Origin of the sequence: Herbidospora solisilvae, assembly GCF_009901565.1 — a bacterium.
GTDB lineage: Bacteria > Actinomycetota > Actinomycetes > Streptosporangiales > Streptosporangiaceae > Herbidospora > Herbidospora solisilvae.
Map to the genome: position 1 here is coordinate 25,989 of NZ_WXEW01000013.1, position 13,460 is coordinate 39,448.

The window sequence follows — 13,460 nt, forward strand, 5'->3', positions numbered from 1 at the left end:
GCGTATCTAAAGCCGTTCTTGTGCGGGTTCGCGGGTGGTGCGGGCCCGTCGCGGCACCGCGTCCAGAAGCGACTTCGTGTACGGGTGGGCGGGCCCCGCGAACACGTCCTCGACCGGCCCCGACTCGACGACGACGCCGTCCTTCATCACCATCACCCGGTCGCAGACCTCGCGGACCACGGCCAGGTCGTGGGAGATGAACAGAGTGGCCAGGCCCAGCTCCTCCTGCAGTCGGCGCAGCAGGTCGAGCACCTGGGCCTGCACCGACACGTCGAGCGCCGACACCGGCTCGTCGCACACCAGCAGCCGGGGCTCGGGCGCCAGGGCGCGGGCGATGGCCACCCGCTGGCGCTGGCCGCCCGACAACGCGGCGGGCCGCCGGTCGAGCAGGTCGGCGCTCAGCCCGACCCGCTCCAGCAGGACCACCGTGCGATCGGCCCGTTCGGCGCGCGGCACCCCGGTCGCGGCCAACGCCTCGCCGACGATCCGCGCCACCGGCCAGCGCGGGTCGACGGCGCTGAGCGGGTCCTGCGGCACGAGCTGGATCGTGTGCCGCCGCGCCCGGCGGGCCCGTTCGGGCACGCCGCTCCACGGTTCGCCGTCGAGCAGCACGGTCCCCTCGTCGGGCCTGGCCAGGCCCAGAACGACGCGGGCCAGCGTGGTCTTGCCCGACCCCGACTCGCCGACCAGGCCGAGCGTCTCACCCGGCCGCAGCGTGAAGCCGACGCCCGCGACCGCCGTGCGGCCGGCGAAGCGCTTGACCACGCCGGTGACGTCGAGCAGCGGCGCGCCCTCCGAGGGGCGGGCGGGGTTCGTGCGGGGCCGGCCGCCCGGCACGGCGGCGAGCAGTTCCTTGGTGTACGCGTGCCGAGGGTCGTCGAGCACCCGGTCGGCCGGGCCGGTCTCGACGATCACGCCGTGCCGCATCACCGCCACCTCGTCGGCCAGCGCCTCCACCACCGCGAGGTCGTGGGAGATCAGCAGCAGCCCGGTGCCCTGCTCCTTCAGCTCGTTCAGCAGGGCCAGCACCCGCGCCTGCACGGCGGCGTCGAGCGCGGTGGTCGGCTCGTCGGCGATCAGGATGCCCGGTTCGGCCGCGATGGCCGAGGCGATGAGCGCACGCTGGCGCAGCCCGCCGGAGAGCTGGTGGACGTACTGGCGGGCGCGCTCCTCCGGATCGGGCACGCCGACCCGGGTGAGCAGGCCGACCACCCGTTCGCGCGCCCGGTTCCGGGGCACGGTGCGGTGCGCCAGCAGCGATTCGGTGATCTCGGCGCCGATCGGGCGCAGCGGGTCGAGGGCGACCAGCGCGTCCTGGGAGACCAGCCCGATGTGCCGGCCGCGCACTCTGCGCCATTCGCGCGGGCCGAAGCCCTGGGCGTCCTGCCCGGCGACGCGCAGCTCCCCGGCGGTGACCGTGGCGGTCGGCCCGGCCAGCCCGAGGAGCGAGCGGGCCAGTGCCGACTTGCCCGAGCCCGACTCGCCGACCAGGGCCAGGCAGCGGCCCGGCTCCAGCCGCACCGACGCGTCGCGCACGGCGTGCACGCGGCCTGAGGCGAACCGGACGTTGAGGTCTGTGGCCTCGACGAGACTCATGAGGCGTACCGTCCCTCGGATCGGTTCTGGGCGTGGCGACCGGCGACGGTCACCGCGATGACGGTCAGGACGAGCATCAGACCGGGGAACAGCGCCGCCCACCACGCCAGGTGGAGGAAGCCCTGGCTCTCGGTGAGCATCGCCCCCCACTCGGGCGTCGGCGGCTGCGCGCCGAGACCGAGGTAGCTCAGCGCCGCGCCCGTCGAGATCGACACGCCGAGCGTGACGGTGGCCAGCACCAGCAGCGGCCCGAACGTGTTGGGCAGCACGTGCCGCAGCACGACCAGCGGCCGGGGCACCCCCAGCCCGATCGCCGCCTCGACGTAGCCCGACCGGCGCACCACGAGCGCCTGGGCGCGCACGACCCGGGCGAAGCCGGGCGCGATGCCCACGGCCACCGCGAGCGTCGCGCCGACCACGCCCTTGCCGGTGATCAGCACGACGAGCAGGGCCAGCAGCAGGCCCGGCAGCGCCAGCAGCGCGTCGGCGACCCGCATCAGCACCGCGTCGCCGAACCGGCCCGACAACGCCGCCAGCAGGCCCCACACCACGGCGATGAGCAGCCCGCCCACGGTCGCCGCCGCGCCGATGGCCAGCGAGTGGCGGGCGCCGTGCACGACCCGGGTGAAGACGTCGCGGCCGAGCTGGTCGGTGCCGAACAGGTGCGCGGAGTCGGGCGGCAGGAAGGTGGCGAGCGGATCGGTCGCGGTCGGGTCGCCCCCCGCCAGCAGCCCGGGGAAGAGGGCCGCCACGACGAGCAGCACCAGGAACGCCGCCGCGGTCACGACGCCCACGTGTCTCATATCGCCTGCACCCCCGTCCTCCTGCGCAGGCGGGGGTCGACGACGGCGTACAGGAGGTCGACCAGCACGCTCACCGCGACGAACACCACCGCAGACAGCGCCACCACCCCCTGCACGACCGGCAGGTCGCGGTCGCCGACCGCCTGGAGGGTGACGCGGCCGATGCCGGGCCGGGCGAACACGTTCTCCACGATCACCGCGCCGCCCAGCAGCGTGCCGGTGAACCAGCCCGCCATGGTCAGCGCCGGCAGCGCCGAATGGCGCAGCGCGTGCCGGTAGCGCACCGCCGTCTCGGGCACGCCGCGCGCCCGCGCGGTCACCGCGAACGGCTGGTCGAGGGCGGCGAGCAGGCCCTCGCGCATCACCTGGCTCAGCACGGCCGCGATCGGCAGCGCCAGCGTGATCGTGGGCAGCACCAGCGACGCCACGCCGCCGGTCTCCGACACCGGCAACCAGCCGAGCCGGAACGAGAAGATCGTCAGCAGCATGATGCCGAGCCAGAACGACGGCGTGGACACCACCACGAGCTCCACCGCCGCCGACACCCGGCGCGGCCAGTTCCGCCGCCCCGACGTCGCCACCGTCACGAGCACCGCCAGGAGCGGGGCCAGCGCGGTGGCCGCCAGCGCGAGCTGCACCGTCGGCCAGAGCTGGTCGGCCAGCACCGTCGCCACCGGCTGCTGGAGCTGGTAGGAGTCGCCGAACCGGAACGTCGCCAGCCGCGCGACGTAGCGGAGGTACTGCACCACGAGCGGCTGGTCGAGGCCGTACTCCGCGCGGATCCGCTCGTGCTGCTCCTCGGAGACCAGCGCGTCGGAGCCGACGATGGCGTAGACCGGGTCACCCGGGATGAGCTGCAGCACCAGAAAGGCGCAGGTGGCCGCGGCCCACACGACGAGGGCCGCGCTCACCAGCCGGGTCAGCACACCCCTCACGGGGCCTCGACCCAGGCGCCGTAGAACTCGGGGTGCGCCGAGATGCCCAGGCGCAGGTCACGCACCTTCTTGCTGGCCCCGAGGTTCTGCGTGTCGACGTAGGTCGGCACCACCACCGCGTTGTCGATCGCCCACTTCTGCGCCTTGGCGTACTCGGCGGCGCGCTGGGCCGGCTCCTGGGCGGTCTGCGCCGCCGTCAGCCACGTGTCGACCTCGGGGTCGGTGACCTGGGCGAAGTTGTGGCCGCTGTTCTTGGACGTCTGGTCGGAGAAGAAGAAGTGGCTCAGGATGTCGCCGTCGCCGCGGGCCCACGACAACTCGACCACGTCGTAACGGCCCTCGTCGAGGCGGCCGCCGATCTCGATCGCGTCGGTCGAGGCGAGCAGCTCCAGGTAGATGCCCGACTTCTTCAGGTCGCCCTGCACCGCCTGCGAGAACGTGCCGGCCTCGCCGTAGATCGGGGCGACCACGGTGAGCCGCTTGCCGTCCTTGGTGCGGTAGCCCTCGGCGTCGCGGCCGGTCCAGCCGGCCTCGTCGAGCAGCTTGGCCGACAGCGCCGGGTCCGGCGGCCAGGTGTTCTCCAGCGAGGCGTCGTAACTGGCCGGGGTGGTCGGCGACAGCGGGCTCCAGGCGCGCTGGTAGAGGCCCTGGAACACCGACTTCACGAGCGTGTCGATGTCGATGGCCCGCTGGAAGGCCCGCCGCACCCGCACGTCGGAGAACAGCGCGCCCTTCGTGTTCAGGTAGAAGGCGTTGACCGCCCCCGGCACCTGCTTGTCGAGCACCTGCAGGTTCGGGTCGGCCTTGAGCAGCCCGAGCTGGTTGGCCGGGATCGCGCTCGCGGTGTCGACCTGGCCGGAGGTCAGCGCCCCGACCCGGGTGGCCGCCTCGCCGATGAACCGGACCTTGAGGGTGTCGAGGCGGGCCGGTCCGCTGTGCCCGGCGCTCTTGGGCGCCCAGTCGTAGTCGGGGTTCTTGGTGTACGTCCGCTCCTGGCCGCGCACGTAGGCGCCCGACCTGAACGGCCCGGAGCCGACCGAGCCGTCACCGGCCGCGCACAGCTTGTCCGACCCGGCCTTGAGCGTGGCGGGGGAGGCGATGCCCAGCGCCGTGGTGCTGGCGGCCTGGAGGAACGGCACGTAGGGCCGGGTGAACTCGACCTTCACCTGGTTGGGGGCGACGACCGACACGCCCTTGTACGGCCCGAGCAGCCCGGCCGCGTACTGCGAGTTGGTCTCCTTGGCGGTGATGTGGTCGAAGTTGGCCTTGACCGCCTCGGCGTCGAGCTTGGCGCCGTCGTGGAAGACGACGTCCTCGCGCAGCGTGAACGTGTAGGACTTGCTGTCGGGGCTGATCTCCCACTTGGTGGCCAGCCACGGCTCCAGCGCGCCGTCGGGCGTCTGGTAGACCAGCGAGTCGTAGACCGGGCGCTGCAGGAACGAGGTGACGTCCTGCGCGCTGACGTGCGGGTCCCAGCAGTCGGGCTCCTCGTTCACGGCGTGGGTGAGGGTGCCGGAGGTGGCGGGCTTGGCCGCCTGGCCGCCGCCCCCGCCGGTGTTCTGCGTGCCGCACGCGGCGAGGGCGATAAGGACGACGGCCGCCAGTACGGCACGTGATGGAGGCATGGGAACTCCAGAGACGTTCGAAGTGCGATCGTTCGAACTATCGGGAGTGCCGCTAAAGCGGGGCTGAAACCACGATCCGCGCGGCCTCGGCCAGGAGCCGGAACGACCGCAGCCGATCGTCCTGCGACGGCACCACGGTCAGCGCCATCAGCTCGTCGGCCCCGGTCTCCCCGATCAGCCGCTCCAGCTTGCTCGCCACCGTCTCCACGCCGCCGATGAGCTGCGGTTCGACGATGCCCCGCACGAACTCCCGCTCGGCCGGCGACCAGCGGTGCGCCGCCGCTCGCGCCGCGGCCGGGAACACGTCGAAGTGCGGCGAGGTGCGCATCAGGACCTTGCCGAGCAGGTAGGAGGAGGCCGTGGTGAGCGCCTCGTCGTCGGTGGGGGCCACGCTGACCAGCGCCGCGATCAGGGTGCGCGGCCGGTCGAGGTCGGCCGAGGGCCGGAACGCGTTCCGGTAGGCGGCCAGCGCCGCCGCCGTGTCGCGCGGGTTGATCTGGTGCGCGTACGCGTACGGCAGCCCCAGCGACCCGGCGAGCGCGCCGCTGCCGGGGCTCGACCCGAGCACCCACAGATCGGGCCGCGCGTCGGCGGCCGGGACCGCGACGATGCCGGTCGACCGGTCGGCCGGCGCGAAGTAGCCGCGCAGCTCGCCGATCTCCCCGGCGAAGTCGGCCGCGCCCTCGGGGGAGCGGCGCAGCGCCCTGGCGGTGCGCGGGTCGGTGCCCGGGGCCCGTCCGAGCCCCAGGTCGACGCGGCCCGGGTAGAGCGCCTCCAGCGTGCCGAACTGCTCGGCCACCACGAGCGGCGCGTGGTTGGGCAGCAGCACCCCGCCCGACCCCACCCGCAGCGTCGTGGTCGCCGCCGCCAGCCGCCCGGCCAGCACGGCCGGGGCGGAGGTGGCCAGGCTGGTGGTGTTGTGGTGCTCGGCCACCCAGTAGCGCAGGTAGCCCAGCTCCTCGGCCTTCGGGGCGAAGGCGACGGTGTCGGACAACGCCTGGGTGGCCGAGCCGCCCTCGAAGACCGGGACGACGTCGAGAACGGATAAGGGCAGGGTCATGACAGGGCTCCTTCGGAGGAGGGCGCCGGCTCGGAGACGGGCTCGGCGGGTGCCGCCTCGGGCTTGCCCGGCAGCAGCAGCCCGGCGGCGAAGACCACGGCCGCGGCGGCCACGGGCCACCAGAAGGCGTCGCCGAACGTGGCGGGGGTGGGCGCGGTGTGCGCGCCGCCGCCCTGGAGGATGAGCGCGACGACGGCGATGCCGAGCGAGGCGCCGATCTGGTTGAGGATGAAGACCGCGCCGGTCGCCCCGGCCACCGCGTCGCCGGGCACCGTGCGGTAGACCGAGCCCATCGTCGGCGCGCCGACCAGGCCGAGGCCGAACCCGGCGGCGAGCTGCGCGCCGGTCAGCAGCAGCTGCGAGGTGCCCGCGTCGGAGCTGGTGAACACCAGCGCGCCCAGGCCGATGAGCAGCGCGCCGACCGGCACCAGCCGCCGCGCGCCGAGCTTGTCGGCCAGGTTGCCCGCGACCGGCATGCCGACGAGCGTGCCCAGCCCGAGCGGGGCCAGCAGCAGGCCCGAGGCCAGCACCGACTCGCCGCGCACCTCCTGGTAGTAGAGCGGCAGCAGGAACAGCAGCGAGAACAGGCCGCCGCCGATGAGGAACATGGTGGTCACGCTGGCGCTGAAGCCCTTGCTGCGGAACAGCCGCAGGTCCAGCAGCGGCGTGCCGGTGGTGCGCAGCGCGTGGACGATGTAGACGGCGAACAGTCCCAGGCCGACGACCAGGCCGATCACCACCGACGTGCTGCCGAAGCCCTCGGCCCCGGCCCGCGACAGGGCGAAGACGAGCGCGGCGAACCCGGGCGACAGGGTGAACACGCCGATCCAGTCGAGCGGCGCGGCGCCGCCGGGCGGGTCGGCCGGCAGCACGACCACGGCCAGGACGATCGCGGCCAGCGCGAAGGGGATGTTGACCAGGAACATCCACTGCCAGGTGAGGTTGTCGAGGATCAGGCCGCCGACGATGGGGCCGACGACCGGGCCGAGCGTGATCGGGATGGAGATGAGCCCCATCACGCGGGCGATGCGGGCCGGACCGGCCGCGCCCGCGACGACGGTCATCATGATCGGGTCGACCATGCCGCCGCCGAGGCCCTGGAGGATCCGGAACGCGATGAGGCTCTCGGCGTTCCAGGCGAAGGCCGACAGCGTCGACCCGGCCAGGAACACGGTCAGGCCGAGCAGCCACATGCGCTTGGCGCCGAAGCGCACGGTCGCCCATCCCGCCAGCGGGATGGCCAGCGCGACCGCGAGCAGGTAGCCGGTGGTCACCCATTCGATGGTGGCCAGGGTCGCCTCGAACTCGGCGGTCAGCGTGCTGATCCCGACGTTGACGATCGTCGCGTCGAGGTAGGACATCATCCCGCCGAGCACCATCACGCCTATCAGCGTGAGCAGCGCGCGGTCGAGCCGGGCCGTGCCTGACATGACCACTCCTTTGAACCGGGGAGACAGTGAAAATGAACTGAGGAGTTCAATTGCCTGCCTGGGACGGTAGCATGGCCAAATGAGCGTTGGCGACACCGAGAAATCGACCTCCGACCGAGGGCGGCTGGACAAACGCCGGGCCATCGTGGAGGCCGCGCTACGGGTGTTCGCCCGCGTCGGCTACGCGCAGGCGAGCCTCGACATGATCGCCGCCGAGGCGGGGGTGGCGAAGCCGACCATCTACAACCACCTCGGTTCCAAGGAGAACCTGTTCCGCCACGTCATGACCGAGACCGCGGCGCGGGCCAACGGCAAGACGATGGAGGTCCTGGAGTCCTTCCCCGTCGAGGCCGACGGGCTGCGCCCCGGCCTCGAAGACGTCGCGGGCAAGCTCGTGGCCTGCTACACCGACGAGCAGTCCCAGGCCGTCCGCCGCCTCCTCTACGCCGAGGCGGTCCGCTTCCCCGACCTGTTCGACCAGGTCAGGGCGAGCGGCCCCGACCAGTTCATCGAGGCCCTGGCCGGGCGGCTGGCCCGGCTGGCCAACGCCGGCCACCTGCGCATCGAAGACCCGGTCAGGGCGGCCAACCAGTTCATCGCCCTGGTCTACGAGGAGCTCCCCACGCTGAGCACCTTCGGCTCCCGCCCGCTCGACTCGCGGGACGCCGAGAAGGTCGCCGTCGCCGGGGTCGACACGTTCCTGCGCGCGTTCGGATCCTCGGGCGGGTCATGAGGCGTACCGGAGCTTGGAGAACTCCTTCGTGAGGGCCACCCGCTGGGGCGCGAAGCCGCCGTGGATGCGCAGCACCGACAGCAGCGTCCACAACCGGGTCTGCGCGAACGCCGACGGCGCGCCGTGCACGTCGTCGTGCTCCAGCACCCGCACCCCGCCGACCCGCTCGCGCAGCAGGGCGGCGTCGGCGGGCGGGATGATCTCGTCACGCAGGCTCGTCACGTGCGCGACCGGGATGCGCAGCGCCGACAGCTCCTCCGGGGTGAGCGCCCAGTCGCGGATCAGCGTGTAGACCTTGTCCGGGTCGGTCCCGGCGAGGTGGGCCAGCGTCTCGGTGGTGACATCCGGCACCCGCGCCTGCCAGGCCTCGTCGGTGAAGAAGTGGCGCAGCGGCGCGCCCGCGCCCACGACGCCCCTGATCCGGTCGTCGTGGAGGGCGGCCCGCAGCGCCAGATGGCCGCTGAAGCTGAGCGCCAGCAGGTAAGTCCTGCGGGTGTCGGCGCGGCCCTCGACCGCGTCGAGCAGGGCGGGGAAGAAGCGCCAGGCGTCGGCGTCGTAGGGCACCGGGTTCTCGCCGACGCGGGGCATCTCGGTGACGATCCCGGCGAAGCCCAGCGCGTCGAGCTGCGGCAGCACCGCCGCCCACTGCTCCTTGACGGAGATGATGCCGCCGGTCAGCACCAGCAGCGGCCGGGGGACGGGGTCGTCCAGGCCGACCGTCCAGCCGGGGGCCGGGCCCTCCAGCGGCCTGATCGCCGGGAAGCCGGCCCGCCACCGGTCGAAGACGGCCCGGCTGCGCGCGGCGGCCTCCTGCCGGGCCGGGCCGTCGGCGTAGGGGAAGCGGGCCATGATGTAGTGGGCGTTGGCCTCCAGCGGGCGGTCGGCGGCCAGCCGGTCGCCTTCGGCGCTCCACTCACGCACCCACGAGTCGTCGTCGTGGATCCGGGCCAGGATCGCGGCCGAATGCTCGGGCGGCATGCCCTGCGAGCGGGCGTGCGCGATCACGTAGTTCTTCAGCTCGTCCAGGTGGGTCATAGGGTCTCCAGGGCCTCTTTCACCTCGGTCAGCACGTCGGCGGCCTCGGCGCCGTCGATCACCCGGTGGTCGAACGCGAGGCTGAGCCGCATCACGGGCGCGACGGCGGGCGCGCCGTCCCGCACCACGACCCGGTCGGTGATCCGGCCGACGCCGAACGTGGTGGTGGTGCCGCCGACCGAGTGGAAGGAGTCGACCGCCCGGTGGCCGAGCGAGGTCACCGCGAACGTGCCGGTCAGGTGGGGGCGCAGGCGCAGCGACCGGGCGGCCTTGCGGAACCTCCGGCGGCCGAGGGCCCAGGGCGCGGCGTGCAGCCGGCGTACCCCCTCGAAGTCCTTCAGCTTCTCGGGGTCGCCGTGGCGCACCCGCGTCAGGTGCGCGTGGATGTCGGCGACGGCGGCCTCGTGGAGGTTCGGCACGACCGTGCCGAGCACGACCCGCCGCCCGTTGAGCGTGCGGTCGAGGGTGACCTTGCCGCTGACGAACGGATAGCGGGCCACCCGGGGGCGGAGCCGTCCCTGGATCGCCGCGTTGGCCTCCGGGTGCTTGGCCAGCACCCGCCCGGCGGCGTGCAGGACGTAGGCGGTGATCGCGTGGTGGTGGACGGCGCGGTGCGCCAGCACGGCGGTCATGTCGACCTCGGTGTCGAGGAAGACGGGGGAGAAGTCCCTGATGACCTCCAGGAAGAACAGCGTGTGCCGCCTCTCGCGGTGGGGCGGGACGCCGGTCACGACGCGGTCGCCAGTTCGTAGACCGCCGCCAGGCTGGGCGCCTCCAGCACCCGGGCGAACGGCAGCGGGCGGCCCGTCTGGCGCTCCAACAGGGTGCAGAGCGTGAGCAGGTGCACCGAGTCCCACGCGTCGACCGTGTCGAGCGACCGGCCGAGGTCGTCCTCGGTGACCGGGAGGGCCAGTTCGTCGCGCAGCAGCGTGACGTACTCCTCGACGGAAATCATGGTTGGTGTCCTCCGAAATCGGCGCTGAGGCGGATGTGCGGCACCGGTTCCGGCGGCCGGGTCAGGTCGTGCCGGAACTCGGCCCCCGCCTCGTCGGCGTGCACGGTCGTGAACCCGGCCTCCGGATAGAAGCCGGCCACCCTGCCGTTCTTGGCGGTGCGCCGGTAGGCGGCCCGCACCTCGCGGGCGGCCGAGCCGCGGGCGTGCTCCAGCACCGCGCCCAGCACCGCCTGCTCGATGCCGCGCGCGAACACCCGGCAGCTCAGCAGGAAGTTCTCCACCCGCAGCACCGCGCCGTCGCGGCGCAGCAGCACCGCGCCGACGAGGCCGTGCTCGCCGAAGCGGTCGGCCGAGGCGATGGCGAGCACCCGCGCATCCGGGTCGCCGGCCAGGTCGCGCACCTCGGCGGGGGACAACCGGCAGGTGGTCAGGTTGAACTGGTTGGTGCGCAGGGTGAGCTGGGAGACCCGGTCGAGCTGGGCGGGCGCGGCGGGGGCGAGCCGCACCTCCGTGCCGAGCTCGGCCAGGTAGCCCTCCAGGGAGTCGAAGCTCTCCAGGAAGCCGCGCCGGGCGCCCTCCTCGCGGTAGCGGGCCGGGCGGGCCAGGTCGTCGGAGGTGAGCCGGGGCACGTCGAACCAGCCGTCCCGCAGCAGCGCCGTGACGTGCAGCGCAGGTTCGTCGCTGAGGTCGACGACGGCGACGCCGGGCAGCTCGCGGCGCACCAGCCCGCGTTCGAAGGGGCTGTCGTCGGCGAACACGAAACTGTCGGCGCCCAGGTTGAGGTCGCCCGCGAGCTCGGCCAGGTTGTCGTGCTTGGGCCGCCAGTTGGCCCGCACCTGGACGAAGTCGCCCTCCCGCAGCGTCATCCCCGGGTGGTCGCGCAGCACGCCGGCCACCGGCTCGGGGTCGTTCTTGCTGACCGCCGCCACCAGCACGCCCTGCGAGCCGAGTTGCCGGACCACCCGCTGGAACCGGGTGAACGCCTCGCCCCGGTAGCCCTCGGCCACCTCGACGCCCTCCGGCCCCACCTCCCCGAGCACGCCGCCCCAGACCGTCTCGTCGAGGTCGAGCACCAGCACCTTCTTGCCCTGTCCGGCGGCCTGCCGGGCCAGGTGGCCGACCTCTCTGGCGTACGCGGCGAGCAGGTCGTCGGTCAGGTGGGCCTTGGCGTAGACGCTCTGCCGGGGGTCGCGGGCCCGCACCCCTTCGGCGAGCAGCGGGTCGAGGTCGACGACGGCCACCTCGGGGCGGTCGAGCCGCAGCAGCCGCGTGTTGGCCTCCCGCCAGGCCGCGCCGAGGGCGGCCCGTTCGCGCCGGTCGAGAAGCTGGGCGGTCAGCTCGCGGGGCAGCGGGAGGGTGTTGAGCACCAGCGTGGCCCCGTTCGCGGTCGACGCGAACGTCTCGGCCAGCTTCTCGATCAGCGCGATCTTCGTGTCGAGCACCCGGGCGGCGTCGTCGGCCCGCCAGGGCAGGGGCAACTCGGCGGCGACGATCTCGGGGCCGAGCACCGCCAGCGCGAACGCCGGGCCGCCGGCCTCGCCGAGGGTCGTGTAGAGATCGCTCGCCGGGTCGGCCAGGTCGCGCACCCAGGCGTCGAAGTCGGCGAGCGTGATTCCGGCCAGCAGGCCGTGCCGGGCCAGTTCCACGGCCAGCGCCGGGCGCAGCGCGGCCAGGGTGCCGTGCCCGGTGACGTACAGGGAGACGAGAGGCGTGGCCGGATGGGCGGCGAGCACCTCGGCGGGGTCGAGCCGGGCCAGGAACCGGCCGGCGCGCGGCAGCGCCTCGTCGGGCAGCTCGGCCAGCAGCCCGCGCACCGACGGCCACTCCTCGGGAGGCGGGAGGCCGCTCACGACGCGCCTCCTTCCAGCGCGAACCCGGCCTTGATCCACTTGCTCGACTCGATCGACACCCCGATCGCCCGCTCCCCGGGGGCGAGCCCGGCCAGCGCCCGCTCCAGCTGCAGGAAGACGATGGCGTTGCCGCAGTTGCCCGCGTGGTCGACCACGGAGACCTCCCGGGCGGCCGGCAGCGCCAGCCGGTCGGTGATCAGCCGGGTCATCCGGCCCGAGAGCTGCGGCGGCAGCACCAGGTCGACGTCGCGGTCGGTCCAGCCGACGGCGCGCAGCAGCTCCAGCAGCACCTCCTCGGTCATCTCGGGCACGTGCTTCTCGATCGCCTTGTAGTCCTCGGTCGCCGCCGGGCGGTCGTCGTCGCGGTCGGCGGGGCCGAACCACTCCAGCACCGCGCCGGGCTCCCGGCCCAGGCCGACCAGGCGGGTGAACAGGGCCCGCACCTCCGCCGAGCCGGGCGCGGGCCGGGCCGACACCACGGCCGCGCCCGCCGCGTCGCCGAACAGCACGTAGTTGACCAGCTCGGCCGGGGCCGCCCTGGTCAGGTCGCGGGCCACGTCGTAGAAGCGGGCGATCACGTCGCCGCCGAGCACCAGCACCGTCCCGGTCTCCCCGGCCAGCAGCAGCTGCCGGGCCACGTCGAGCGCCTGGACGGCCCCCGAGCAGCCCGACTGCAGCTGGAAGGTGCGCACCTGGTCGATGCCGAGCCGGTCGGCCACGATGTTCACGGTGGCCGGCATCAGCCGGTCGGGGGTCGCGGTGCCCAGGACGACGGCGTCCACCTCGCCCGCCGTCACGCCCGCCGCCGCCAGGGCGCGGGCCCCGGCGTCGGCGGCCAGGTCGGCGAGTGTCGTGACGACCTTGCCCGACTCCAGGTCGAGCGCGAGGTGGCGGGCGTGGGTGCCGATGAAGGCCTCCACCCACTGCTCCCACAGCGCGTCCATGCCGAAGCGCCGGGCCAGCGCCGCGTTGTCCACGGGCGGGCCGGGCAGCGCCGAGGCGGCCGAGAGGATGTGCATCGGCTCAGCCGGCGAGCAGGATGCGCGCCTCTGCCGAGGCCCGCACGCCGGTCATGCGCCAGGTGCGGAACCCGGTGAGGCCCTCGTACCTGCCGCCGGTGCCGGTGGCCGGGTAGTAGACCCACTCGCTGGTCCGCACGTCGTTGAAGTCGGCCCAGCCCTCGGCGTGGATGGTGCCGTCGGTCAGCGTGATGTCCTCGGTGTAGTAGGTCATCAGGCCGCCGTCGCCGGGGCGCACGTACTCGATCCGGAACGAGCCGTGGGAGGTGCCGAGGAGGTTGCCGTCCTCGTCGTAGATCTCGTCGTCGAACGTGCCGGTCTGCCCGATCTGCGGGTCGGCGACCGTGACGTCGTCGACCACCTTCACCACGATCTCCTTGGGCGCGCGGATCACGATCTGGTCGGCCATGATGAGGTCC

At 73.6% G+C, this 13,460-nt stretch carries 13 protein-coding genes; 1 reads left to right on the plus strand and 12 read right to left on the minus strand.

Annotated features, from left to right (window positions below):
* Positions 1 to 6: 6 nt before the first annotated feature.
* The 6 genes from GT755_RS35510 to GT755_RS35535 are packed head-to-tail and all read right to left on the minus strand — an operon-like array spanning position 7 to position 7,449.
* Positions 7 to 1,596, minus strand: a complete 1,590-nt coding sequence (locus GT755_RS35510) for a dipeptide ABC transporter ATP-binding protein (RefSeq protein ID WP_161483957.1) — start codon at positions 1,594 to 1,596, stop codon at positions 7 to 9.
* Positions 1,593 to 2,399 carry an ABC transporter permease gene (locus GT755_RS35515; RefSeq protein WP_161483958.1) on the minus strand — a complete coding sequence of 269 codons (807 nt, stop codon included), beginning with the start codon at positions 2,397 to 2,399 and terminating at the stop codon, positions 1,593 to 1,595. The genes GT755_RS35510 and GT755_RS35515 overlap by 4 nt, the downstream gene beginning before the upstream one ends.
* Positions 2,396 to 3,334: an ABC transporter permease gene (locus tag GT755_RS35520; RefSeq protein ID WP_328794732.1), complete on the minus strand. Its 939-nt coding sequence runs from the start codon at positions 3,332 to 3,334 to the stop codon at positions 2,396 to 2,398. The genes GT755_RS35515 and GT755_RS35520 overlap by 4 nt, the downstream gene beginning before the upstream one ends.
* Entirely contained in the window at positions 3,331 to 4,959 is a 1,629-nt protein-coding gene (locus tag GT755_RS35525) for an ABC transporter substrate-binding protein (RefSeq protein ID WP_161483959.1), read from the minus strand. Before GT755_RS35525 ends, GT755_RS35520 begins: the two co-directional genes overlap by 4 nt.
* A gap of 52 nt (positions 4,960 to 5,011) precedes the next feature.
* On the minus strand, positions 5,012 to 6,019 hold the full coding sequence (locus GT755_RS35530) for an LLM class flavin-dependent oxidoreductase (protein WP_161483960.1): 1,008 nt from the start codon (positions 6,017 to 6,019) through the stop codon (positions 5,012 to 5,014).
* Positions 6,016 to 7,449, minus strand: a complete 1,434-nt coding sequence (locus GT755_RS35535; protein WP_161483961.1) for a DHA2 family efflux MFS transporter permease subunit — start codon at positions 7,447 to 7,449, stop codon at positions 6,016 to 6,018. Before GT755_RS35535 ends, GT755_RS35530 begins: the two co-directional genes overlap by 4 nt.
* A gap of 79 nt (positions 7,450 to 7,528) precedes the next feature.
* Here GT755_RS35535 and GT755_RS35540 point away from each other — a divergent pair, with 79 nt between their 5' ends.
* On the plus strand, positions 7,529 to 8,182 hold the full coding sequence (locus tag GT755_RS35540; protein WP_161483962.1) for a TetR/AcrR family transcriptional regulator: 654 nt from the start codon (positions 7,529 to 7,531) through the stop codon (positions 8,180 to 8,182).
* On the opposite strand, the gene GT755_RS35545 is transcribed toward GT755_RS35540, so the two are convergent.
* From GT755_RS35545 to GT755_RS35570, 6 genes are read right to left on the minus strand one after another with little or no spacing between them, the layout of a single operon-like run.
* Positions 8,177 to 9,217, minus strand: coding sequence for an alpha/beta fold hydrolase (locus GT755_RS35545; RefSeq protein ID WP_161483963.1), 1,041 nt, complete (start codon positions 9,215 to 9,217; stop codon positions 8,177 to 8,179). The genes GT755_RS35540 and GT755_RS35545 overlap by 6 nt on opposite strands.
* Entirely contained in the window at positions 9,214 to 9,948 is a 735-nt protein-coding gene (locus GT755_RS35550) for a 2-oxo acid dehydrogenase subunit E2 (protein ID WP_202610926.1), read from the minus strand. Before GT755_RS35550 ends, GT755_RS35545 begins: the two co-directional genes overlap by 4 nt.
* Positions 9,945 to 10,172 (minus strand): acyl carrier protein, encoded by a 228-nt coding sequence (locus GT755_RS35555; RefSeq protein WP_161483964.1) that lies wholly within the window; start codon positions 10,170 to 10,172, stop codon positions 9,945 to 9,947. The genes GT755_RS35550 and GT755_RS35555 overlap by 4 nt, the downstream gene beginning before the upstream one ends.
* On the minus strand, positions 10,169 to 12,022 hold the full coding sequence (locus tag GT755_RS35560) for an HAD-IIIC family phosphatase (protein WP_161483965.1): 1,854 nt from the start codon (positions 12,020 to 12,022) through the stop codon (positions 10,169 to 10,171). The genes GT755_RS35555 and GT755_RS35560 overlap by 4 nt, the downstream gene beginning before the upstream one ends.
* On the minus strand, positions 12,019 to 13,041 hold the full coding sequence (locus tag GT755_RS35565) for a 3-oxoacyl-ACP synthase III family protein (RefSeq protein ID WP_161483966.1): 1,023 nt from the start codon (positions 13,039 to 13,041) through the stop codon (positions 12,019 to 12,021). Before GT755_RS35565 ends, GT755_RS35560 begins: the two co-directional genes overlap by 4 nt.
* A 4-nt stretch (positions 13,042 to 13,045) precedes the next feature.
* The gene (locus tag GT755_RS35570; protein WP_030454064.1) at positions 13,046 to 13,450 is read right to left on the minus strand and encodes an allene oxide cyclase barrel-like domain-containing protein; all 405 of its coding nucleotides are present in this window, start codon (positions 13,448 to 13,450) and stop codon (positions 13,046 to 13,048) included.
* Positions 13,451 to 13,460 lie beyond the last annotated feature (10 nt).